Source organism: Micromonospora narathiwatensis (assembly GCF_900089605.1).
In the GTDB taxonomy this organism is placed as follows: domain Bacteria; phylum Actinomycetota; class Actinomycetes; order Mycobacteriales; family Micromonosporaceae; genus Micromonospora; species Micromonospora narathiwatensis.
This window is the reverse complement of record NZ_LT594324.1, coordinates 1,216,473-1,238,828: the sequence shown is the minus strand read 5'-3', so window position 1 is coordinate 1,238,828 and position 22,356 is coordinate 1,216,473. Positions and strand designations below refer to the sequence as shown.

Below are 22,356 nucleotides of genomic sequence, written 5' to 3'. Positions count from 1 at the left end.
TGCATGGAAATCGTGCACGTCCGGTTCTAAGGGGGCGGCGGCGCAGCAATGCGCCGCCGCTACCCGGCCTGTCAGCGCGAGCGTCGGGCGGCGCCGCTGTCGGCGGGAGTCAAGGTTGGGTGCGCCTGAACTTGGCGGCCATAGGTGACGGCTTCCCGGACGAGCCGAGGCGCCTTCTCGGCAAGCTGCGGATCGGGCCGTGCCCCCAGCGCGTCGTTGATGGTGGAGAACGCCAGCCTAAACGCGATCCAGGTCGTCGCCTCGAAGATCTCCTGGTCATTGAGACCCGCGTCGCGTAGGCGCTCCACGTCGGCCTCGGTCGTGGCATTCGGATCCTGGACGACCTGACGAGACCAACCGGCCAGCGCGGCCTCCCGTTCGGACAGGTCGCTGTCAACGCGTTGCAGCACCCTTGCGGCGGTCGCCTCGTCACTGAGTTCGGCCAGCCGGGAGCCCCAGGCGAGTGCACAGTAAGCATCGCTGCGGGCAGCGGCGGTGGCGGCGACCATCACGGCTACTTCCCTCGGCGACAGGCCTGAATCGGCCAGGAGATCAGCACGCAGGGCCTGGAAGGATGCCAGCACGTGGGACGCCAGCACCAGACACGAGTGAGGTTGTTGACATAGCCGTCGGAGGCGAGATCGCCCTCATACGCGGCAGTCACCGCCGGGCTTTGCGGCGGATCGGCGAGGAACGTAGCAGGACGGTTCATGGAGTCAGTGTGCTGCACCCCGCGACCGCCGAAAGACCGATCACCGACAGATCGGAAGTCACATTCTCCCGCGGGTCGTGGTCTCTGCCCGGCGCAGCCAGACGGCGAGTGTCCCTCGCACCACCCACGCGTGAGCCACCGCTGCCACGAGCGTGGCTGCGAAGATATACATCAGCGCCCGCGTGATGCGGTCGACGGCCTTGCGCAACACCGGCACCGCGAGATCCGCCCGCCCCACCGCGACCAATCGATCACACTCCTCGGCCACCTGGCGGGCGGCCTGCGAGTACTCACGTCGCCCCCGGTAGGGATCGCGCCGGCGATCCCAGCGCAGTCGGTCCACCAACACCGTCAGCCCATCACCGGTCACCGGTCCATCTCAGCAGACCGCTGCCCGGACCTCGGGAACCCACCGCCCTAACCTGTGGGGCGTGCCGGATGACCTGGACCTGGACAACGCAATCGAGACGATCGTCGTCGACGCCTACGGCGCCGACGAACACCACAGCGCGTTCCTCACCGTGATCGAGGACGAGACCCATCTGCCCACCACGGCGGCCCTGCTGGGCACCCCGGTCACCGTCACGTCCATCGACTACACGACCGAGGCACGCGGCATCGTCGCCACCTGCCACGGCCCGCACGGCGCGGGCGAGGTCGCCTTCGCCGACCCGGCGTTCCCGCCGGACACGGTCACCGCTTGGATCCATGCCGCCTACCGGCGCTACCCCGTCCTCACGCCGTTCCCAGCGCGGCCGAGACCCGAATGGACCTGGCCCAGCACCTGACGGTGCCTCAGCGCCGACGGGCGTAAGCGGCCAGCCGCTCGCTGACCGGGCTGACCCGCGGCCGCGGCGCCCGCCGGAAATGCTCCGGCTTGTACGCGCGCAGAAGCTCCTCGCCGTCGCGGGCCCAGTCGAAACGCGGTTTCTTCAACAGCCGCCGGAATACCACACTGGCCCGCTCGGGATCAAGCTCGGCCAGCCGCCGCAGCACCAGCGGGGCGACGCTGTCATCCTGCAGGTACGCCATCGTGTGCTCCCGGTAGCGGCGGCGCCGCAACAGGTCCGGATCCGCGAACGCCGCCTCCACCAGCCCGAACTCGGCGTAGAAGCCCAACCCGTCGACCTCGTCGTAGATCATCGCCACCGTCTCCGCATCCACGACATCCGGCGGCAACTCCAACACCGGCCCGTCAACGGCCGAGATTGAGGACGGAGTGCCAGGCACCTCGGCACGGCAGAAAGCATGGTAATCGGCCATCCGATCCGCTACCTGATCGCCGGCCACCACCACCAGATCGCTGCCGAAGAACCGCACGAACCGGTCCCGGTCCTGACGTTGCAGCTCCCATGCCTGGGCCAGCTTCTCCGGGTTCCGGTACACCGCCTCCGGCGCGCGCAGCGACATCTCCAACGCCATCTCGTACGCGACGTCCCGCTCCTGCGCCCGCCACACGTTCATCGGGCCACTGATCATCCACTCCTCGCCCACCGCCACCAGCCGAGCGAGCAGAAACGACCGACGCGGCGTACGCCGGAACACCGACGGACCCATGTTCGAACGCACGCAATAGGTCAGCTCATCAACGAGGTTCACCACCACCAGCGCTGCCCCGTCGCGCCCCTGCACCTCGAACGGCCCCTGCACCACATCCCGCCACCCGAGCAGCATCTGGCGCTCCGGCTCAGGCAACTCCGGGTGCGCGGCGACGAACTGCTCCACTACCGTCCGGCCGTTACGCAGCCGATGCTCCAGGACGAAGTAATCCCACAAGATCATCATGGTGTGCTCATCGAGCGCAACCCGACCGTCATACCGGCTCGCGAGCACGTCGTCGAACGCCCGGTCGTAACGTGGCTGCTGCGAAAACGACACCAGCTGCCGCTTCAACTCACCCGCACGATTCAACAGATCATCATCAACGGTGATCGACACGCCTGTTCATACCACGACCCGACACCCGCGAGATTTGGAACCTACCCGGCCGTCACCTCACCCCGCCCACGACGCCGGGCCGGCCAACGAACCTGCCACAGCAGAAGCGCCGTCGAGCTACCCGAGCCATAGCCTCCGGCACCCGCAGCACTTGAGGCAAAATCAAGGAAGCAACATGCCGGCCCATCCGCCAGCAGCGCGAAGCCGCAGGCCAGAGCCGGTGAACGCGAGGGGAACGACGGCCAATCCGCGGCACGGTTACCGCAGTCGAAGATCATCCGTTACCGGATGCTACCGCCGTTACCTGGGAAGATCTTCATCTCCCCAGGTCAACCGGTCGGGACGGCCGGATTTGAACCGACGACCCCTTGACCCCAGTAGTCCGGTGGCCCAGCGGCATGCTCGACGACGTTTGCCCAGGTCACTGGAAGCATAAACCAGCCGAGTAAAGGAGTCGTCGCAGCGCTTCGTGCTTCGCATCGCCTTCCGCCTTGCCGCTGTAGCCAGTCGGAGTGGCTGACCGGCAATTCAGGGCAGCAGTAGCAGTTGCCGGTTTGCCTTGATGATGGTGAAGTGCCGCCGGTCAACGGTGGCAACCTCATCGATGCCGAGCCGCTCTGCGCAGGCGACCACCGATGCATCGACAGCACCGAGGGGGAGATCGGCGTATCGTTCGACAAGATCAGCTATGCGGAGCCAGTCAGTCGGATGCACAGGCTCGATGTCGAACGCGCCTGAGGCCAGGTCACCGAGAAATCGCAGTTCAGCCTGAGCCCCAAGGCGAGTTGCCAGGAGGTAGACGACCTCCGTGATCACCAACGTAGGAACGATCAACGGGCCGGGATGGGTTTCCAGCAGGTCCGCGCACGCCTCATGATGCTGGTCATCGGCATCGACATAGGCATACAGCGGGCCGGCATCGACGACGAGTGCTATCGTCCCACCTCACTACGAAGGATCTCTTCGATCCGTTCGGAGATGTCACGCTGCCCGCTTCGACCGGCCCCGCGAGCGCCTAACACTCGCCGGCCGCCGGCCACACCGCCGCGTTCCAGCAGCGCCGCCAGACGGGCCGGGACGATAGCCGCCAACCGCTCACCACGATCGGTCAGATAGACAACCTGCCCCGAACGCGCGGCGTCCCGAGCCACCTCAGCGAGCCGCTCACCCTCGGGAATCGGCATCTCAGTCACCCCTACAGCGTACCGTCACCAAACCGCGACGGGTACAACCTTCACACTCGGTCACGCGGACTCCGCAGTCCCAATGCTCACGCTGCGCCAGCCAGGCGTCACCGCCCGGTTTAAGGCCTGTCGACCTCAGCCGCCCCGCCGGCCTCGTTCTGGCGCCACTGCCACATCGACGCGGTCATGGCTCGCTACCGGCATGCCTCCGCCACATCCGCCGCAGGCGGTCTCACACTCAGCATGACCCCCGGGAAGCTCTACGAAGCGTGGGTCCTCAGCGTGATCCTGGAGAACCTACGGACTCACGAGCGATACGAGGTCATCCTCGTCGGCTCAGACAAAATGCGACTTCGCTCATCAGGCGGACCCATCGATCGTTCGTTCGCGCACTTTGAGCTGCGTCAACGGGGCCAGCCGCTGTTGGAGGTCTGGACCGACATCGAGATTCTGACGTTGAGCCACCACCTCCGCCGAGGTGAGTTGCCCCCGCAGCGGGGCGACTGCCATGAACTCGACATCGTGATCCTCCCGGCTGGCATCAAGTCGGGCTACCCTCCCCACGACCTTGTCCGGATGGCCGTAGAGTGCAAGAACACTGCATTCCAGAAGCACATGATGCGGGCGGCACTCGGAGTCCGGCGCGAACTCAGCTACCTGAAGACACCTAGACCGCCCGGTCCACCCCGGCCGGGTACGCGCCCACCGACATCGTTCTCCATCTGGCCGCGTAGGGACGTCGCGGCCGATCCGGCTTCCGTGCTCGCTGTCTACTCAACGGACCCGACCGTCTCCGAGTATGACAAGGCAGGGCAGGTGTTCGGGGTCGACTTCATCCACGAGCCGATGTAGTGCGCAGCTTGTGAGACCGTCGTCATCTTCGCTGGAACCTCACCGGTCCGGATCAAAGGAGTCAGCTGAGTGCGCCCGGCAGGCGGTACGGCAGGCGTCCGCGCAGCCCCGCGAGGCGCCCAGGCTCCAGACCCTCGTCTCGCTCCTCCACTACGTACCGGCCAGCGTAACGGCGCGGTAGTTGCCGAGGCAGTCGTGGTGGCGAAGGAGGGGATTTGAATCCAGAAAAGCCTCTTGTCGACCCCTCGTCAGCGCTTGTCATTGGTCGTCAAAACCCCTTGTTACCGACGGTAGCCACCCCAGCCTTGTCGTTGGCTGTCAAAAATGGGCACTGAGCTGCACTGGCAGCGACCCAGCGATGACCGCCTTTCGTCACTGTTTGTCAACCGCAGTCTAGGGTTTTCCGGGGGTAAACGGGGGGCCGGACCACGGACGGCGTTAGGGTCCCACCCCGTCCCGCTACCCACGCCATCACCAGCAATCGAGGCCCTCCTCAACAGGCATCACCTGGCCGGACCCATACTCACCGCCCGGTTCATCTCTTCTCACCGCGTGACCGGACGGATACATTGAAGCGCCGTGGCCTGAAGTGGGGGTCCTCATTGGTCGTCAACATCGCCGCCGGCATTTTCCTGGCACTGTGCTTGGTGGGCTTCTGGTGGGCGACACGCCCGTCCGCCACCGGCATCCGGCACACCCTCTTCGTCTTCGTCTGGCTCTGCGCCGCCCTGACCGCCACTCTCGTCACCTTCTCGGCGTTCCCGGCGACCACGTCGGACGGCACCTTGTTCGGTGTGACACTCGGCGGCGCCGGCGCGTTTGTGATCTTGGTGTGGACTGCCGCCCTGCGCGCTGGTAACCGCGCGGCGGAACGCGATCAGCGCGAGGCCGCGGCAGCCCGAAAGGCCGGAAAGACCGAAAAGGCCGCGGCGAAGCCGGTCCCACTGGAGCGCCAGGAGACCCACTGGTACCGGGTGCGGAACAGCGCTGGGCAGGGCAGACGTTTGATCGGGATCGTGACCGGCGATATCCGGCGCGTCCACGATATCGACGCCTGGGTCAACTCGGAGAACACCGACATGATGATGGCCCGCATCCACGACTTCTCGACCTCTGGCATCATCCGCTACGAAGGGGCCGCCCGGGACAGCACCGGCCGGGTCTTGGCCGACCTGGTCGCGGATGATCTGGCGCTGGCGGTGAGAGACCGCCGGCCGGTCACCCCCGGTATCGCCATTGTCACTTCCGCGGGTGAGCTCACTCGTAGTCACGGCGTCAAGTTTGTGATCCACATGGCTGCGGTCGAAGGTGAGCCGGGCGAGGGTTATCGGCCGATCCGCGACCTCGACGGAGCGGTGGTCCGGGGGTTGACCGCGGCAGCAAACCCGGTGCGGCACGACGGCACCCGACTCGAGCCGGCGGCCAGCGTCCTGTTTCCGCTGATCGGTGCGGGCAGCGCGGGCGGCGATCTGGAAGCCATCGCCCGTACGCTGCTACTGGCTGCGGTCGACTACCTTGCCCGATCGGCGGGGCCGGCACCCGAGCGGGTGCTGTTCCTGGCATACACGGACCGGGAGTTGGCCGTCTGCCGCACCACGCTGGACTCCTGCCCGGGTCTGAACCCTCAGGGACGAGGATGACTGAGCAGCAGCCCGTACCCCGGCAGAGCATCGCGGCGGTCGCTGGAGCGGCGTACGGCGTGATCGGCGCCGACCTGCACATCTTCGGTGACGGCACCCCGGTCTACCTGCTGCAGCGCTGGCCCTCGGAAACCGCGGTGGCCGACCCGGCCTGGCTACGGCAGTCACCGAGCCGGATGCTGAACGCCCGGCACGAGGTGGTGCCGTTCTGCGGACGCGCCGCTGAGCGGGAGACGCTGCACCGGTGGCGCCGCTCCCCCACCCGGTTGTCCGCCCATTGGCTGTACGGCCCGGGCGGACAGGGCAAGACCCGACTCGCGGCTCGCTTCGCCGAGGAGGCCCGGACGGACGGTTGGCTGGTGGTGCAGGCCCTGCACGGCTTGGGCACGGTCCTGCCCGCTCCCAGCCGCGAGGACCTCGACCCGGCCCAGCACGCCGGCGTGCTGCTCGTGGTCGACTACGCCGACCGCTGGCCGCTGAGCCACCTCACCTGGCTGTTCAGCAACTCCCTGCTGCACCGGCGGGACGTGCCCGCCCGGATCCTGCTGATCGCGCGCAGCGCCGAGCAGTGGCCGGCGATTCGGGCAACCCTGGCCAACCACATGGCAGACCACGCCAGCACCGCGCTGTCTCCCCTGCCGGACGAGCCGAGCGGCCGGACGTTCATCTTCGAGACGGCCCGCGACAGCTTCGCCGCCCGCTACGAGGTCACCGACGCCGAAACCATCACGCCCCCAGGACCGCTCACCGGCCCGAAGATGGGACTTACCCTCGCAGTGCACATGGCAGCGCTGGTCGCGGTGGACGCGGCGGTCAGCGGGCGAACCGCGCCCACCGACCTAGCCGGGATGACCGTCTACCTCATCGACCGCGAGCAGCTCAACTGGCACCAACTCCACGAGCACAAGCGCGGTACGCCGACGATCGGCACGGCACCGGAAACGATGCGCCGTATGGTCTTTCTCGCCGCGCTCAGCGGCGCCGTGCCACCGGAGGTCGGTAAGGATCTCGTTACCCGGCTCAAGCTGTCCGCCGGCGCCGACGGCCTGCTCGCCGACCACGCCGTCTGCTACCCGGCACCAGACGCTCAGACCTTCCTCGAACCGCTGTATCCAGACCGGCTCGCCGAGGACTTCATCGCCCTCACCCTGCCCGGCCATACCTCGGACTACCCCGCAGCCTCGTGGAGCGCTGACTTCACCGGGGAGATCCTCAACGCGCTCGGTTCCGTACCCGGGTTGAGTCCGGCCCGAGCGGTCACGTTCATGGCGGCCGCCGCTGAACGCTGGCCGCACGTCGGTGTGGGACATCTCTACCCGAACTTGCGCCGCAATCCCCGGTTGCTGGTCACTGCGGGTAGCGCGGCCATGACCGCAGTCAGCGAGCTTCCGGACGTCGATATGAACGCGTTGAGGGCAGCCGAGCAGTTTTTGCCCGCCGAACGGCATGTTGACTTCGATATCGGCGCGGCGGCGGTGAACACCAGGTTGACGGTCCACCGGCTGGCCGCCACCGACGATCCCGGCCGCCGGGGCCAATACCACGGACTGCACGGATGGCGCTTGGCAAACGCCGGCCGGCACCTGGAGGCGCTCGAGGCGACCATGGCGGCAGCTGGCGAATATCGGCGGGCCGCCGAGGCCGGGGACGCCGACAGGTGGCTGCCGTTGCTCGCCGCCGCTTTGAACAACATCTGTGTGACGCAGTCCGAGCTCGGGCGCCAGCACCTTGCCCGCGAGGCCGCCGAGGAGGCAGTGGCGCTACGGCGCCGCTTCGCCGAGGCCGACCCGGGTCAGCGGGCGAAGCTGGCGCTCGCGCTGAACACATACGGTTTGCTGCTCAGCGAACTGGGTGAGCACGAGGCCGCCACGGGGCCTGCCAGCGAGTCTCTTGGCATCCGGCGGGAGCTGGCCGAAGGCGATCGGCGGCTGCTTCCGGACGTCGCCTCGTCATTGACCAACCTTGGTCTGCTGCGGGTGCATCTCGGCGACCTCGACGGCGCGCTGGCCGCCGTCGAGGAAGCCGCAGTGATCTATCGGGACCTGGCGGCGGTCGACCCGGCACGGCACCTGCCCGATTTGGCGACCGCCTTGAACAACCTCGGCAGCCGGCTCGCCGAAGTCGACCGCGTGGCGGACGCCTGCGCCGCCCTCGAGGAAGCGGTCTCGCTGCGGCGCAGGCTTGTGCAGCGCAATGAGACCGCGTTTCTGCCGAGCCTCGCCGGGGTGCTGAACAACCACGGCAACGTGCTCGCCCGGCTGGGCCGCCACACCGAAGCGCTGGCGTCGACCGAGGAATCCGCGGCGATCTACCGCCGCCTCGGCCAGGACCGGCACATCGCCCGGGTGTTACTGAACCTCGGCAACCGGCTGGCCGATGCGGGACGAGGTGACGAGGCCCAGCACGCATACGAAGAATCGGTCCGTATCCGCCGACGCCTGGCAGTCGCCAATCCAGCCGCTCACGCCCAGGAGCTGGCCCAATCTCTGATCGCCGCCGCGGGCTCCGGTGTCGTGGCCGAGGCTCAGGACCTGGCAGACGAGGCGATCGACATCCTGGCCGGCCTGCCGGCCACCGCGACCACCGAACGGGACCTCGCGGAAGCCCGCAAGGTCCGGCACCGGCTCGACCAGACGTAGAACGGCACAGCCCGATCGTTTCTTCGCTTCCACGCGAGTGAGGTCCGCCCTTACCACTAGCTAACATTGCGGCTGCTGCAGGCGCGGCCGCCCCGCCGGGAGTCCGGTTGCACTGTCCGCCAGGACCCTGCAGCAGCGCGCCGCCACGGGGATCGGCACTGTCGCACCAGCCTTGCCAGTCGTCAACCTCAGCGCCCGGCCGGTGAACGGCAGGCCCCGCGCCGGGCGTTCATAGAAGGCTGGGCGACTCGCGGAGCTACTCGTCCCACGACATCTGCGCTCGCCGCCAAGCGGAGAGCAACATACCGGTACGCTCCCGCCGAAGAGGTGCAACTCAGCCCCGATGACTCCGCGGGCGAGCCCGTTCTCGGCGCCTACTCCTTGATCCAGCACACGTCATCCCACTCGCCTCACGGGGTTGGTGCCATCCCGCCGCCGTACGCTTGATCCCGCCATCTACTCGTACGATCGGAGCGTTCATACATGAGCTTGCCGGACGCGGAGGTGCGGGTCGTTATCCTGACGGCCCTCGACGTGGAGTACAAGGCGGTCGTCGCGCACCTGACCGACGTCACCGAGGCACCGCACCCGGCCGGCACCTTGTTCGAGGTTGGCCGGCTACGGCAATCGTCCTGCCGGGTAGCTGTCGGCCTCACCGGCGCCGGCAACACCAACGCCGCGGTGGTGGCCGAGCGGGCGATCGCGACGTTCCATCCGCAGGCGCTGTTCTTCGTCGGCATCGCCGGGGCACTACACGACGATCTCGCGCTAGGCGATGTCATCTTCGGCCGCAAGGTGTACGCCTACCACGGCGGACGCGCCGACAACCAAGGCTTCCACGCCACTCCCGAGGCATGGTTCCCCCCGCACGCGCTTGAGCAGATCGCCCACCAACTGGACCGAACCGGCATGTGGCGGACCAGCCTGCCCGCTGCAGCGGATCCCAAGTTGTACTTCCGCCCTATCGCCGCCGGTGAGGTGGTACTCAACTCGGCAACGCATCCTCTCCGTGAGCAGCTGGACCGCCACTACGCCGACTCGGCCGCCATCGAGATGGAGAGTGCGGGCGCCGCGCGGGCTGGCCAGATGAACCGCTCGTTGCCGACGCTCACTATCCGCGGCATCAGTGACCGGGCGGACGGCAACAAGTACGTCACCGACGCCGGCGGCCACCAAGCGAACGCCATGGTCGGCGCCGCCGCATTCGCCGCTGCACTCGCCGATCGGGTACCGGCCGGATCGACGTCGACCGGCGCACCCTCGCCAGCGCCTAAGCAGCAGAACATCGTCTCCTACGGCGGGCTGGCAGCCGGCGCCATGGACGGAAACGTCTACCTCCACCCGGGCCTGCCCACTGCTGCGGTGGCTGAGCAGCCGACGGACGGTCCCGCCTGGCGTCCCCTGCCGCAGACGGTCGACATCGTATGGCGCACCGACCGCAGCGGCCACAGTGGTGCGATCGAGCGCAGCGCCCTAGAGCTGCATCTCATGCCGATCGGCGACGCTGCCCGTGTGCCCGTCCGCCGGATCACCGCCCTCGGCGTTGAGTTAGCCGCCGCCGGCCGCCGTTCGGGCCTCTTCACCGCCGGCCAGGAGCTGCGGATCGACTCCGACGACCGGGCCGCCTGGGCCACCGCGGTCCGGTACGCCGACGGGCCAGCCGGCCTTGTCGTGGACCGGCTCGGGCAGCGCTCCGCGTGGCGTCCCCTGCCCCATGACTCCTTGGGGGCTGTGCTCGATGACGACGACCTCGTTGAGCGGCTGACCGGCATGCTGGCGACCCTGATGGCCTTGAATGTGCCGGACGTAGGTCAGTATGCGCCAGCGGTCGGTGCCGAGCCGGCGATGATGCTCACGGTGGGGCGGGTCCGCGACCTACCCCGGCAAAACGCGACGATGGGACTCAGCAGCCCGCCAAATGTGCGCTTAGCCGCCGACGAGTCCATCTCCACTCGCGACCTCCGGCGGTATCCCGGCGAAGTGTCGGCCGAGCTGGCCGCCCGGCTGCTGGTAGCACTCCGGTCACTGCGCCAATGATGAGTGGAGAATCGGCCCTTGTCGACGCCGATGGCGAATCCCGCCCCGCCCCCAGTCCAGGGCTTCTGCAAGGTAGGGATTTGAGCGGTTCAGGTGATTCCGAGGAGTTGTAGTGGCCGGTCCGGGTTTCGGCTGTTGTGGCGTAGGGCTTTGGCGACGTTGGTGACGCCGGCCATCCGGAGCAGGCTGATCACGGTGTTGCGGAGGGCGGCCATAGCTTGTGGGGCGTTGCCGGTGCGGACCTGGCTGGCGTCCTCGCCGAAGGTGACGTCACGCAGGTAGTGCAGGGCCTCGATCAGCCAGTGTCCTCGTAGCCAGTCGGCCAGGTCGGCAGGCCGGGCCTCGGCTGCGCCGAGGCTGGTGATGGCGTAGACGGTGACGGTGGACCACCGTCCTGTGGCCTGGTTGTACCGGCGCCGGCGAATTCGTAGGGCCTGGCTGGCGTGCGGGAAGTCGATCGCGAGGGGACCGAGGCAGGTGACTGCTTGCAGCGCTCGGATGTCGCGGCGGCCGTGACCGTGGCTGCTGGTTTCGTCCAGGACCGGGATTTTGGCCCAGGGCAAGGCCTTGAGCTGCCGGTACAGTCGCGGCTGGTTCTTCTTCGCGGTGAACAGGTACGCGGCGTGTTTGGTCTCGGTCAGCCAGCGGGCGTGCTCACGTTGGGTGTGCAGGGCATCCGCGGTGATGACGGCACCGGTCAGGTCGAGGTCGTCCAGCAGCGGCTGGAACCGGGTGATTTCGTTGGTCTTGCCGTCGACGCCGGTCTGGGCGAGCACCGCGCCGGTGTGCTGGTCCAACGCGGCGAGCAGGTGGACCTGACCGCCGGGGCGGCCGCTGCCGCGTAACGTCTTGCCGTCCACAGCGATGGCCCGACGGCCCACTGCCGGCGTGACGGCTGTCCGGTTGATCAGCCACCGGCCGATCGCCGTGTCCAGAGCATCGGCGTCGACACGCGCCAGGACCCGCCCGATCGTGGACGCGTTCGGCACCAGATAGGCGTTGGTGAACCGATCCCGAGCGACCTGCAACCGGTCCAGTGTCGATACCGGCAGGTCGGCCGCCCACTCACCGATGGCCGACACCGAACGTTGCCCGGCAGCCACCGCGCTCACCGCGACCGTGAGCAGGCTGGGCAACGAATGGACCCGGCCACGTGGGTCACGCGGGTCGGGTACCCGGGCCAGAGCCTGCAACAGGCCGGCGGCATGACGATGCGGATCATCCGACACGCGGTGCAGGCGTGCGGACAGCCCGCCGATCAACGATGATGGCTCCACGAGCGCGGTCCTCGAGTTCGATCATTTGGCCTAGACACCTGAATGATCAGCCGAAGACCGCGCTCTACCTCATGTAACAGCCGCAACCGGCGTGACTACCCCGAAGCCGGCAGACCGGTCATATCTCGATCTTGCAGTAGCCCTGTACTACCTCCTCGCCCAGGACGTGTTCCGCCTGGGCCGGCTGCGCTGGGTCTTGGAGGCATCGATGCTCAAGACCCTGGCCGCGAAGCACAAGTCCTCCGTCAGGAAGATGGCCCGTAAGTACAAGGCCAGCATCGACACCCCCGACGGACCCCGGACCTGCTTTCAGGTCACCGTGCAGCGAGACCGAGGCAGGAAGCCGCTGGTCGCCCGCTTCGGCGGGATACCTCTCAAGCGACAGCGCACTGCCGTCATCGCCGATCTCAAGCCGATCATGGCCACCGTTCGACGCAACGAGCTGATCCACCGGCTCCTCGCCGGACAGTGCGAGCTCTGCGAAGGGCGGATCGGACTGCAAGTCCACCACATCCGCAAACTCGCTGATCTCGACAAGCCAGGACGGCCGGAACGGCCCTCGTGGGTACACCTGATGGCTAAACGTAGACGCAAAACCCTCGTGGTCTGCGAAACATGCCACCAGGACATCCATGCGGGACGGGCCACAGCCACCACCCGAAAATGACCACTGGAGAGCCGGATGCGGGGAAATCTCGCCTGTCCGGTTCGGGGAGGGGCCGACGGAAAAGGACCCGAACCACGGGCACCTCGCCGTCGGCCTACTCCACTCGGTGGGTTGTCTCGTGGACAGCATGCTGTCCAGCAGGTCGAACCGGTCCGCGTGCGCTCCGGCGGTGTCGGCGAGCCGGATACGGTAGTTGACCGGTGGTGGGATGGGCCGGTAGCGGTGGAAGCCGACAACGGCGGCGGTCAGGTCGTCGGTCAGGTGAACGTCGCCGAAGAACAGGGCATGTTCCACCCAGATCCCGACGACATCGGCAAGCACCTGCCGGCGTTGCTCCCCGTCGGGCACCAGCCATGCGGCGAGTGGGTTGGGGTGCAGGGCTTCGGCAATCAGCGCGGCGACGTCGTCCTTGTCTGCCCAGCGGGCAGCCCGGATTCGCACAGCAGTCTCCATCGGTTCGGCCCCTCGTCTCGTTATCGGATAGCGGAAGCGGGTCACCGCGCCTGCCGAACATCAGGCGGGTGGTGGGCTGGCCGCAGGATGCGATGTCGTGTGGCACTCATCGGTAGGTGGCGGTAGCAAGGTCACCGACGGTGGCGTCGACGGCGGCGGTGATGTCGCGGACCGGGTGCAGGTGCTGGTCGGCGATCGCCTTCAGATGCGCGGTGAGCGTGGTGGTGTCGTCGCCGAGGTAGAGATACTCGGTGAGGCCGAGCACGGCGACGAGTCCGGCGAGGGCGGCGGTGTGGTTGTCCGGCTGCTGGTAGCCGGTGGCGATAGACCGCAGCCGGGCACGGGCCACCACCGACCATTTGCTGTCCACCGGCAGATAGCTGTCGGCGCGCATGAGTCCGGCGAGGCGGCGGCGGGTGGCGTGCCGCAGGATGCCGCCGGCGACGAGACCGGCCCGGGTGCGCTCGTACAGGTCGATCGAGAATCCGCGCACGAAGCCTTTCAGCGACGGCAGGGTGCGGGCGTAGCGGATCGAGGTCAGCGCGGTGTCGGCGATCAGGTCACCGGCGGGCCGGTCGACGTGGGGGCGCAGCCACCGCTCGTCGGCTGGGCAGGTGTCGTCGCCGAGGTCGATGCGTCCGGCCAGGTCCAGGTCGATCAGGACCGCGCCGGCCAGGCCGAGGGCGAGGGCCTGGTGGTGGATGTGGGGCTGGCCGGTGTCGTCGTTGTGGCCGAGCAGGAACAACTCGTCGCGCAGCGGCAACGGGGAAAGTGGCGCCATCACGAGTCTCCTCCCCTACCGCAGCCCGGCGGTGTGCTGCCGCAGCCGTGTGTGCGCGCCGTGGTAGGCCGGTTCGGGCGCGGGGAGCAGGGCCTTGTCGACCGCAGCGAGGACCGTGTAGTTCGGGTCGCACACGTTGCCGATTGGTGCCCGCCCCACCTGCGACACCAACTGATAGGCGTCCAGGAGCCCCATCCCCGTCAGGGACCCCACCCAGCCGACCATGTTGTGGTGCGCGATCCGGTAGGCGTCCTCCAGAGGGCGAGCGCAACCGATCGACATGACCGTGACGTCGGTCTCCAGACGCGGCCACACCGTCGACACGCCCTTGATCACCTCGACGGCGAGGATCGTGGTGGTAGCGATCTCCACTCCGACACCGCAGGCCTCCCCCTCGCCCTGGCGGGCGTGGCCGTCACCGACGGCGAACAGCGCTCCGTGCACGTTCACCCCCAGGTACAGGGTGGTGCCGGCACGCAGTCGCGGGGTGTCGAGGTTCCCGCCGTGGACGTCCGGGACGATCGTCGAGCGGGCCTCGAACCCGCCCGGGGCGACCCCGATCGTGCCGATCATCGGGTCGAGGGGCAGGTTGATGCCGTGGTGGGTTTCGGTGGCCTGGAACCGCACGGTGCCGGCCTGCCGGTCGATGCCGTACACCCACACCCGCTCCTCTAATGGCGGCTGTAGCGTCGCCGTGTGGGCGGTTGATGTGAGGGCGCCGAAGTGCGGAAACGTCGACGACACACCCCAGTCACGCGCGGGGACGATCGAGGCGAGGTGGATAGCGAGGGTGTCACCGGGCTCGGCGTCCTCGACGAAGAACGGCCCCGACACCGGATTCAGGTACGGCATGCGGCACACCCGCGACGGCAGATCCGCTGCCGTTCGGACCCGGCCGCCGAAGCAATCCTCCGTGTCGACCTCCAGCACGTCGCCGGAGCGCAGGTGCGCGACCGGCAGCCGACCGCCGAAGGTGTACGCCAACTCATCCCGCACCGGCTGATAGGTGATCTTGTCCATGGTCGTCACACCCGCTCCAAGTCACGGCCGGACGGCTGCACCGGTGCGAGGCCCGACAGCGCGGGCCGGCGGCCGGACAGGTACAGGCCGGCGAGGACGATCACGCCGAGGGCAAGCCAGGCCAGGCCGAGGCGCTGGGCGGCGATGTTGGCGTTCACCACCACGTAGGCGAGGATCGCGAACCCGACCGCCGGCATCACCAGATGCGCCCAGAGATTGCGGCTACGGCGGCGGATGAGATGGTGCACCACCACGGAGACGTGCAGGACGAGGAAGGCGACCATCGCCCCGAAGTTGATCAGCGACGACAGCAGGGTGATCCCGTCGGACCGGGTGGCCATGTACAGGCCGAGGGCCAGGGACACGGCGCCGGTGAGCAAGGTGGCGTTGATCGGCACGTTCCGGCGGATCGACACCTTCGCCAGAAACGCGGGCAGTTGCCGGTCGCGGGCCATCGCGTACAACAGCCGGCTGGTGGCGACCTGAGCGACCATCGAGTTCGGCAACCCCCACGCCACCGCCGTCGCCACCGCACACAGCGTCGCCAGCCAGCCCCCACCGGCCACCCGGGCGGCGTCGTAGAACGCGGTGCCGTTCGGATCACCATCGGCCAGCAGCGAGGCGGGGTCGGGGACGAGCATCACGGCAAGCCACGTCTGCGCGATGAACAACACCCCCGCCAGCACGAGCACCGCCGCCATCGCGCGGCCGATCTGCCGCGCCCCTCCCCTGGCTTCCTCGGCCAGCATGCTGATGCCGTCGAAACCGAGGAAAGACAGCACCGCGATCGACACCGCGCCGGCGGCAGCGGACCAGGCGAAGGTGTGGGAGTTGTAGAACGCCTCCCAACTGAAGCGCCCCTTCCCGGAGGCGACGGCCCAGCCGGCGACGGCGATGAAGACCGCCAGGACAATCAGCTCACCGACCAGCATCACCCGGGTGACCACGGCCGTCATACGGATCCCGACCGAGTTGACGACCGTGTTGACCGCGACGAAGCCCAACAGCCACAGCCAGACGGGAATCGACGGCACGGTCGCGTGCATCGCCACCGACGCCACCAGATAGAGCAGGCCTGGCACCAGGACGTAGTCAAGGAGGATCACCCAGCCGGCGAGAAAGCCGACCGGTGGGCTGATGCCGCGGCCAGCGTAGTTGTAGACGCTCCCGGACATGGGGAATGCCCGGACCATCTGGGCGTACGAGAACGCGGTGAACACCAACGCGACCACGCCGATGGCGTACGCCAGGGCGACCATCCCGCCGGAGCCGGCGTAGACACTGCCGAAGATCGCCATCGGCGCGATCGGCACCATGTACACCAGGCCGTACGCGATCAGATCCCTGAACCGAAGCTGCCGGCTCAACTCCTGCCGGTAGCCATAGCGGGCCAACTCGTCCTGCTCAGACATCTCGGGAGCCTTCCTAACAAGGAGTAGAGGGGAATCGGTTGCGGGTCGATGTCCATGGCGGCTGCCCACAGCCAGACCGGAAAGCCGGACGGACAAGGCCCGACGGCAGCAGCTCCGGTCCGCCCAGTGGGTAGCGCCGGGCACGACTTGGGCTGCCCAACAGCGAAATGGATCGCTGCACTGACGGCACCGTCGCTGGGTTGCGCGACGACGAGAACTGAGCTGGCGGACAAAATCCACGGTTATCGATTGCGGGTAGACGCTCCGTGAGCACCGAGTCAAGCCCCGCGAGGACCAGACACACGGGAAGGGCAACCGAAGGGATTGAACGTCCGGTCGCGTCGGCCGGGAGGAACCACTTCATCCGGCGCATTCACCCCTCCTCGCGCAAGTGCCTCGCATTGGCGAATAGCTCGCTGCAAGTCAACGATCACGGAAGGGCGCGGAGCTGGGAATACCGACCTTCGGCCCGACCTCATGTACCGACTTGCGTTCCGACCAGTAGTTGACCAGCGAGAACATGCTTGGACCATCAGCTTCGCCGATGCCGCCCGCCTGGTTAGCGGGGTTACATTGACCTCATCCGGCCGACCAACCGTCGACCCGGCATGAGTGGTCCCTGGAGGCTGCCGGTGAATCACCCCAGTCCGTACGTCCGCCGACGATGGCTCGGACGCGAAGTCCGCCGTCTACGTGAGGAACATGGCGTGACGAGCGAGTCGATCGCCCGTGCTGTTGGGTTCCCACGGCAGCAGCTCAGCGCGCTGGAGAACGGCCATCTTGGCCCTGACATCGACCTCGTCAGCGGGATCTGCGACTACCTTGCGGTCGGGGCAAATAGGCGAACAGCCATCATGGACGCGGCAGCCGACGGTTGGACTCGTGGATGGTGGACGGCCGACGCCGAACGAATGGGCATCCGGCAGGCCATCTACGCCGACCTGGAAAGCGGCACCAGGACGATCATCGAGTACGCCATGGCTCTGATTCCTGGCTTGCTCCAGACGCCCGCGTTCGCCGACGCGCGGCTACGCAGCGACCCTGCCCGACACGGCGACAGGTTCGACCCTGCCGCCGCAGTCGCCGCCCGCGCTCGTCGCCAGAGCCTAGTGCTCGCCGCCGGCGGGCCACGCTACGAGGCTGTCATTGATGAGATCGCGATCCGGCGATGTGCCGCCGACCCCGTAGTCGTCGCCGATCAACTTCGGCACGTCCTCGCCGTCTGCGCGAACCATCCATCCGTATCTGTCCAGGTGCTACCTGTCGACGCGTCGATCCGAGGACACAGTGCTCCTCGATCCGCCTACTCGATCTACCGCTACCGCGATCCGCAAAGCTCGCACGCGATCGCGGTGGACACCCTCACCAAAGACCTAATCCACACCGACCCGGGCGAGATCGACCCATACCTAAGCCTGCACGGCAGGCTCAAGGCCGCCGCACTGTCACCCGGCGCGAGCATCCGCCTCCTCCGCGCCGCGGCGGATCATCTGGCACCTACGGAAGGAGTACCGGCATGACTACGCCAGAGCGCACCTGGCGCAAGTCCAGCCACAGCGACGACGGCAACTGTGTCGAGGTCGCCTTAGCTGACGACGCGGTCCTGACGCGCGACTCGAAAGAGCCTGACGGGCTGATGCTGCGGTTCGACCCGCATCGGTGGCGATCCTTCGTCGAAGACATTTGCGACGGCGGATTCCAGCGTCCGGACACGCCCGAGTGAGTTAAGGACTACGGCGGGCTGCGGCACGCGCACGGCCCACCAACCGTGGGTGGCAAGATGGCGCACACACCGCTTGTGAGATGCGGCACTCGCCGCGCGTACCTCAGGAGGTGCTGTGCCTCGCCATCCCGAGACAGAGATCACGCCGAACAGGTGCCTCGCGGCGGCACGCGAGCGCCTGCCGTCACCTCGCCGGCCTAGGCAGTGCATGTCCCGCGGCGAGTTGGCCGATGCGGTCAACAGCGCCTTGCACCAGCTTTACCCGGATCGAGATATCTCCGCCCATTACGTCGACAATCGCTGGGTGGGCAAGCTGGAACGTGGGGAGCATCGCTGGCCCAGCGACGAACGGCGGGCCGCCCTTCGGCACGCCCTCGGAGTCGCCACCGACATCGACCTTGACCTCTTCATCCCGCGGCGCACCAGCAGCAATCAGGTGAGAGCCCTTGGCCCCCGGATGCCGCCTGCCCGGCCCGTTCCACGATCAGACCTGCCTCCTGCTGGCGACCTGCTGCAACTCGCGGCACCCCTTGGACGGGGTCTGCTACCTGCCGGTGAAACAAGGTGGGGTCGAGTGGTTATGGCGCCGGGAGGACAGCACTTTCCTGGCGCGGCGATCGATGTCGAGTTGTACCCAGCCGTCGACGACGGTCGCGTCCTCGCGACGATCACCCACGCGGACACAGAGCAGAGATGGCGCCGGTCTGTTCAGCGGCGGCTCATCCTGGGGCGTGTCGACGACACGCCGGATCGCGTCGGTGTCTTCGCGCTCGACTCTCGGCGGGCATACCGGCACCTAGTCGGAGCTGAGCGGGACGCCCGGCTGCTCATCCCTCGCGTGTACCAGCTCGACGCGATCACCGCCGGGGTCCTGTGGGCGGTGGCGAACCTCGACCTATCGCTGCTGCTGGACGACGCCCGCTTGGACGCCGCTCAGGCTGCCGCATCGTCCTACAAGGACATGGCGGCGTCGGCTGCCAGCCACGACATCGCAGAAGACTTGGATCCGGTGTCGCGGCTGTGGATCGGATCGGCGTTCTGCGCCGACCACATCCGCCGCCACTACCATCTCCTGTCCGACGTGCCCGTCTACTGGACGCGGGAGCAACGCGGGGAGGAGGCCAGCACATGGCTGCTGTTCCGCCACAAGCTGAGCTATCTACGCGACACCGCCATGCAGTTCCGAAGCGCTTCTCAACCGATGATCAGGATGTTCTGCCTTCCCTCGCACGCGGTGGCCGCCTCGTCGATGTCCGAACGGATTTTGCTGCTGCTCGCCGTGGCGTTGATGGAATCCTTCGGGATCCACACCGCAGTAACGGACGACCCGGAGTACACCACGCTGCCCGGACTCGTGATGGACAAGCAGCGTGCAATTATGGCCACCTGGATTCGCGCCGACGACGTCTGGCATGTTGACGCCACCGAGCACCGCAACACCATCGCCGCCTACCGCGACGCTCTCGGCCACGTGCAGGCTCACTCCGTGACCGCCAACGACACGCCCGGCGGACGGCTACGCCACCTGGCCGACTACCTGAACCTCGACTGGCACTGGCTGCAAAACCGCTGCGCCGACCTCGGCCAATATGGCTTCGCCGGCCTCGCCGAGCCCCGCAGCCGTCTACTCTCCCTCGACGGCGTCGACCAAGCATGCCGCTTCATCGGCACCCTGCCGTAATAGGCTCCTGCGCACCACGCCGCGATCGCCGAAAGGAACTGTCGTGTCCTCGACCCCGACAACACCGAGGCCGAAGGTAGTGGTGTTCGGCCTCGGCGGCACGATCGCCATGACCAGCGGCACCGGCGAAGGCGTCAGTCCCACCCTGTCCGCACACGACCTGGTTAACGCCGTACCAGGGCTGGCCTCGACTGGAATCGACATCAAGGTGGTGGACTTCCGCCGCCGCCCCGGGGCATCCCTCACGCTGACGGACATCACCGCGCTCGCCACCGCAGCGGCCCGCGAACTCGCCGCAGGCGCGGCCGGAATCGTTGTCACCCAGGGCACCGACACGATCGAGGAGACCGCGTACCTACTCGACCTGCTACACAAGCGGCCCGAACCCGTGGTCGTCACCGGCGCGATGCGTAACCCCACCATGGCCGGCGCCGACGGACCCGCCAACCTCCTCGCCGCCATCCAGACCGCTGCCTCCCCAGCCGCCCTGGACCAAGGTTGCCTCGTCGTCCTCGCCGACGAGATTCATGCCGCCCGCTGGGTCGCCAAGACCCACTCCACCAACGGTGCCACCTTTCGCTCGCCGGACACCGGCCCTATCGGATACGTGATGGAAGGTGACGTAAGGCTGCTGGCCCGCGTGCCGTACCGGCTCGCCACCCCTATCCCGAGCCAGGCCGAACGCGCCCGTGTCGGCCTCTACACCGTCAGCCTCGACGACGACCCCACCCTCCTCGACGCCATCGGCCAGCACTGCGACGGCTTCGTCGTCGCAGGATTCGGAGTCGGCCACGTACCCGAACCCCTCGTCCAGCCCCTCACCACCCTCGCCGCACGGATCCCCGTCGTCCTCACCTCCCGCACCCCGGCCGGCCCGACCCTCACCCGCACCTACGGCTTCCCCGGCTCCGAGCGCGACCTCCTCACCCGCGGACTCATCCCCGCGGGCTGGCTGCACCCCTACAAAGCCCGCATCCTGCTTCGCACGCTCCTGGCCGCCCAGGCCAAGCCACAGGACATCGCCCCAGCATTCGCCGTCGCGGGCAACCTCGATGAACCCGCCTCTTGGCCCTGGCCAACATCAACCCTGACCGGCGATCGGACGGAGGAAACCGCGGCACATGCGTAGCCACGACCTGACCCCAGGGCGGACGATCGGTGTCGTCTTCGACCATGGTGACGATTTCTTCACCGCCCTCGCCGACGCCTGCCGCGCCCACGACATCAAACAGGGCTATATCCCCATGTTCATCGCGGGGCTCTCCACGGCCAAGATCGTCGGCACGTGCCAACGTCTCGATAATCCCGACGCCCCCATCTGGACGCACGTCGACCTAACCAACGTCGAAGCGCTCGGCGGCGGCACCATCGCCTGGGACGACACCAACCAGAAGATCCTCCCCCACATCCACCTCACCGCCGGACTCAAGGAACACAGCGCCACCGCACACACCAGTCACCTACTGGACGCCACCGTCCAATTTCTCACCGAAATGCTGATCATCGAGATCAACTCGCCCACCATGCGCCGGCTACCCAACACCGACCTGTACGACGTACCGCAACTGCACCTCGGATAGCGATGATCGGCGTCCGAGAGCGCGAGTGAGCCAGACGACGTCGGGATGCGAACGAGTCAATCGTTACGTTGGGTGACGGCGGGCTGTTCCTAGCGGCTTCCTGATCTGCCGATGATCGCGCACCTCTGGCTTCCGGAGCGACGTCACGTGACGAGTACGGCGAGCAGTGGTGCCGTTACGCGGCAGGTGTCAGGGGCAGCGGCTCGGGATATGTTGCGGCACCTCGAAGACAGTCAATCCCATATCCAACGGAAGACCGTCCACATCCCGATGCCCACCATCGCTAGGAACCAGACAACGGCAGTGATGGCGCATCCCCCGAACACGATCCCCTCCCACCGTGCGCTGGGTTCGCCAACCGGGGCAATGTCCCGCGTTCCGCCCTTGTCCGCTTGCCGGGCCGCTCGCCTCAGGCCTTCTAGCTGCTCGGTGCTGACTTTGCGCCGGACCGGGCCGGGGATGCTGTGCCAACGTGCGATGTCACTCCGGTGCTGCTCCGACCAGGCCGAGATCGAGCGTTGTGCTGCCTCATCGTCGCGGCCAAGGACGAACCAAAGAGCACCTGAGGCGGGCAGGTCTCGCATCTCGTAGTGAACCGTGGCCAGAAGGTCGAGCACCTCGTGATCCTGACGATGCGCAAGGACGCCGTTCAGCCGGTCAAGCGCCTTCCAGGGACGACCGGCAGCTAGATCGGCGCGCGCACGTGCTAGTCCGTCGCTCACCCCGCGATCGTGCCAGCCGCGTCGCGCTAGGGCGCGTA

General features: G+C 67.5%; 21 protein-coding genes. 11 read left to right on the top strand and 10 right to left on the bottom strand.

Features of this window, described 5'->3' with window-relative positions; all coding sequences use genetic code 11:
• Positions 1 to 71: 71 nt before the first annotated feature.
• Both GA0070621_RS05560 and GA0070621_RS05555 read right to left on the bottom strand, forming a co-directional pair.
• Complete coding sequence (locus tag GA0070621_RS05560; protein WP_167666625.1) at positions 72 to 599, bottom strand: carboxymuconolactone decarboxylase family protein; 528 nt, start codon at positions 597 to 599, stop codon at positions 72 to 74.
• Positions 600 to 770: 171 nt separating this feature from the next.
• The gene (locus tag GA0070621_RS05555; protein ID WP_091192101.1) at positions 771 to 1,082 is read right to left on the bottom strand and encodes a hypothetical protein; all 312 of its coding nucleotides are present in this window, start codon (positions 1,080 to 1,082) and stop codon (positions 771 to 773) included.
• Positions 1,083 to 1,143: 61 nt separating this feature from the next.
• On the opposite strand from GA0070621_RS05555, the gene GA0070621_RS05550 reads away from it, so the two are divergent.
• Entirely contained in the window at positions 1,144 to 1,500 is a 357-nt protein-coding gene (locus GA0070621_RS05550) for a hypothetical protein (RefSeq protein WP_091192100.1), read from the top strand.
• A gap of 7 nt (positions 1,501 to 1,507) precedes the next feature.
• Here the strand turns inward: GA0070621_RS05550 and GA0070621_RS05545 are convergent, their stop codons facing one another.
• The 3 genes from GA0070621_RS05545 to GA0070621_RS05535 form a co-directional block, all read right to left on the bottom strand.
• Positions 1,508 to 2,650: a hypothetical protein gene (locus GA0070621_RS05545; RefSeq protein WP_091192098.1), complete on the bottom strand. Its 1,143-nt coding sequence runs from the start codon at positions 2,648 to 2,650 to the stop codon at positions 1,508 to 1,510.
• Between the two features lie 528 nt (positions 2,651 to 3,178).
• A complete protein-coding gene (locus tag GA0070621_RS05540) occupies positions 3,179 to 3,586 on the bottom strand; it encodes a type II toxin-antitoxin system VapC family toxin (RefSeq protein ID WP_091192097.1) in 408 nt (135 codons plus the stop codon).
• Positions 3,583 to 3,843 carry a hypothetical protein gene (locus tag GA0070621_RS05535; RefSeq protein WP_091192095.1) on the bottom strand — a complete coding sequence of 87 codons (261 nt, stop codon included), beginning with the start codon at positions 3,841 to 3,843 and terminating at the stop codon, positions 3,583 to 3,585. Before GA0070621_RS05535 ends, GA0070621_RS05540 begins: the two co-directional genes overlap by 4 nt.
• Before the next feature lie 273 nt (positions 3,844 to 4,116).
• Between GA0070621_RS05535 and GA0070621_RS05530 the strand changes: the two genes are divergently transcribed.
• The 4 genes from GA0070621_RS05530 (at position 4,117) to GA0070621_RS05515 (ending at position 11,002) form a co-directional block, all read left to right on the top strand.
• Positions 4,117 to 4,686, top strand: coding sequence for a hypothetical protein (locus GA0070621_RS05530; protein ID WP_167666624.1), 570 nt, complete (start codon positions 4,117 to 4,119; stop codon positions 4,684 to 4,686).
• A gap of 602 nt (positions 4,687 to 5,288) precedes the next feature.
• Positions 5,289 to 6,326 carry a macro domain-containing protein gene (locus GA0070621_RS05525; RefSeq protein WP_091192092.1) on the top strand — a complete coding sequence of 346 codons (1,038 nt, stop codon included), beginning with the start codon at positions 5,289 to 5,291 and terminating at the stop codon, positions 6,324 to 6,326.
• A complete protein-coding gene (locus GA0070621_RS05520) occupies positions 6,323 to 8,965 on the top strand; it encodes a tetratricopeptide repeat protein (RefSeq protein WP_091192090.1) in 2,643 nt (880 codons plus the stop codon). The genes GA0070621_RS05525 and GA0070621_RS05520 overlap by 4 nt, the downstream gene beginning before the upstream one ends.
• Before the next feature lie 483 nt (positions 8,966 to 9,448).
• Positions 9,449 to 11,002, top strand: coding sequence for a 5'-methylthioadenosine/S-adenosylhomocysteine nucleosidase (locus GA0070621_RS05515; RefSeq protein WP_091192088.1), 1,554 nt, complete (start codon positions 9,449 to 9,451; stop codon positions 11,000 to 11,002).
• 89 nt (positions 11,003 to 11,091) lie between these two features.
• Here the strand turns inward: GA0070621_RS05515 and GA0070621_RS05510 are convergent, their stop codons facing one another.
• Positions 11,092 to 12,231 carry an ISAs1 family transposase gene (locus tag GA0070621_RS05510; protein WP_269455359.1) on the bottom strand — a complete coding sequence of 380 codons (1,140 nt, stop codon included), beginning with the start codon at positions 12,229 to 12,231 and terminating at the stop codon, positions 11,092 to 11,094.
• A gap of 139 nt (positions 12,232 to 12,370) precedes the next feature.
• On the opposite strand from GA0070621_RS05510, the gene GA0070621_RS30705 reads away from it, so the two are divergent.
• Positions 12,371 to 12,946: an HNH endonuclease gene (locus tag GA0070621_RS30705; RefSeq protein ID WP_091202039.1), complete on the top strand. Its 576-nt coding sequence runs from the start codon at positions 12,371 to 12,373 to the stop codon at positions 12,944 to 12,946.
• 559 nt (positions 12,947 to 13,505) lie between these two features.
• Here the strand turns inward: GA0070621_RS30705 and GA0070621_RS05495 are convergent.
• Genes GA0070621_RS05495 through GA0070621_RS05485 form a run of 3 tightly spaced genes read right to left on the bottom strand, consistent with a single transcriptional unit; the run spans position 13,506 to position 16,612 of the window.
• Complete coding sequence (locus GA0070621_RS05495; RefSeq protein WP_407940332.1) at positions 13,506 to 14,183, bottom strand: GOLPH3/VPS74 family protein; 678 nt, start codon at positions 14,181 to 14,183, stop codon at positions 13,506 to 13,508.
• Between the two features lie 12 nt (positions 14,184 to 14,195).
• Positions 14,196 to 15,209: an acetamidase/formamidase family protein gene (locus GA0070621_RS05490; RefSeq protein WP_091192084.1), complete on the bottom strand. Its 1,014-nt coding sequence runs from the start codon at positions 15,207 to 15,209 to the stop codon at positions 14,196 to 14,198.
• The gene (locus GA0070621_RS05485) at positions 15,206 to 16,612 is read right to left on the bottom strand and encodes an APC family permease (protein WP_091192082.1); all 1,407 of its coding nucleotides are present in this window, start codon (positions 16,610 to 16,612) and stop codon (positions 15,206 to 15,208) included. The genes GA0070621_RS05490 and GA0070621_RS05485 overlap by 4 nt, the downstream gene beginning before the upstream one ends.
• 608 nt (positions 16,613 to 17,220) lie before the next feature.
• Here GA0070621_RS05485 and GA0070621_RS05480 point away from each other — a divergent pair.
• The 5 genes from GA0070621_RS05480 (at position 17,221) to GA0070621_RS05460 (ending at position 21,596) form a co-directional block, all read left to right on the top strand.
• On the top strand, positions 17,221 to 18,132 hold the full coding sequence (locus GA0070621_RS05480; RefSeq protein WP_269455433.1) for a helix-turn-helix domain-containing protein: 912 nt from the start codon (positions 17,221 to 17,223) through the stop codon (positions 18,130 to 18,132).
• Complete coding sequence (locus GA0070621_RS05475; RefSeq protein WP_091192078.1) at positions 18,129 to 18,335, top strand: DUF397 domain-containing protein; 207 nt, start codon at positions 18,129 to 18,131, stop codon at positions 18,333 to 18,335. Before GA0070621_RS05480 ends, GA0070621_RS05475 begins: the two co-directional genes overlap by 4 nt.
• 208 nt (positions 18,336 to 18,543) lie before the next feature.
• Positions 18,544 to 20,016 (top strand): helix-turn-helix domain-containing protein, encoded by a 1,473-nt coding sequence (locus GA0070621_RS05470; RefSeq protein WP_157739859.1) that lies wholly within the window; start codon positions 18,544 to 18,546, stop codon positions 20,014 to 20,016.
• 43 nt (positions 20,017 to 20,059) lie between these two features.
• Entirely contained in the window at positions 20,060 to 21,145 is a 1,086-nt protein-coding gene (locus tag GA0070621_RS05465; protein ID WP_167666621.1) for an asparaginase, read from the top strand.
• On the top strand, positions 21,138 to 21,596 hold the full coding sequence (locus GA0070621_RS05460) for a PPC domain-containing DNA-binding protein (protein ID WP_091192072.1): 459 nt from the start codon (positions 21,138 to 21,140) through the stop codon (positions 21,594 to 21,596). Before GA0070621_RS05465 ends, GA0070621_RS05460 begins: the two co-directional genes overlap by 8 nt.
• Before the next feature lie 233 nt (positions 21,597 to 21,829).
• On the opposite strand, the gene GA0070621_RS05455 is transcribed toward GA0070621_RS05460, so the two are convergent.
• The gene (locus GA0070621_RS05455; RefSeq protein ID WP_157739858.1) at positions 21,830 to 22,318 is read right to left on the bottom strand and encodes a DUF6584 family protein; all 489 of its coding nucleotides are present in this window, start codon (positions 22,316 to 22,318) and stop codon (positions 21,830 to 21,832) included.
• Between the last annotated feature and the right edge of the window lie 38 nt (positions 22,319 to 22,356).

Excerpts from the sequence above, each read along its gene's own strand:
- GA0070621_RS05470 (WP_157739859.1), top strand. The coding sequence starts at position 18,544 with ATGTCCCGCGGCGAGTTGGCCGATGCGGTCAACAGCGCCTTGCACCAG.
- GA0070621_RS05480 (WP_269455433.1), top strand. The coding sequence starts at position 17,221 with ATGAGTGGTCCCTGGAGGCTGCCGGTGAATCACCCCAGTCCGTACGTC.
- GA0070621_RS05460 (WP_091192072.1), top strand. The coding sequence starts at position 21,138 with ATGCGTAGCCACGACCTGACCCCAGGGCGGACGATCGGTGTCGTCTTC.
- GA0070621_RS05515 (WP_091192088.1), top strand. The coding sequence starts at position 9,449 with ATGAGCTTGCCGGACGCGGAGGTGCGGGTCGTTATCCTGACGGCCCTC.
- GA0070621_RS05520 (WP_091192090.1), top strand. The coding sequence starts at position 6,323 with ATGACTGAGCAGCAGCCCGTACCCCGGCAGAGCATCGCGGCGGTCGCT.
- GA0070621_RS05475 (WP_091192078.1), top strand. The coding sequence starts at position 18,129 with ATGACTACGCCAGAGCGCACCTGGCGCAAGTCCAGCCACAGCGACGAC.
- GA0070621_RS05485 (WP_091192082.1), bottom strand. The coding sequence starts at position 16,612 with ATGTCTGAGCAGGACGAGTTGGCCCGCTATGGCTACCGGCAGGAGTTG.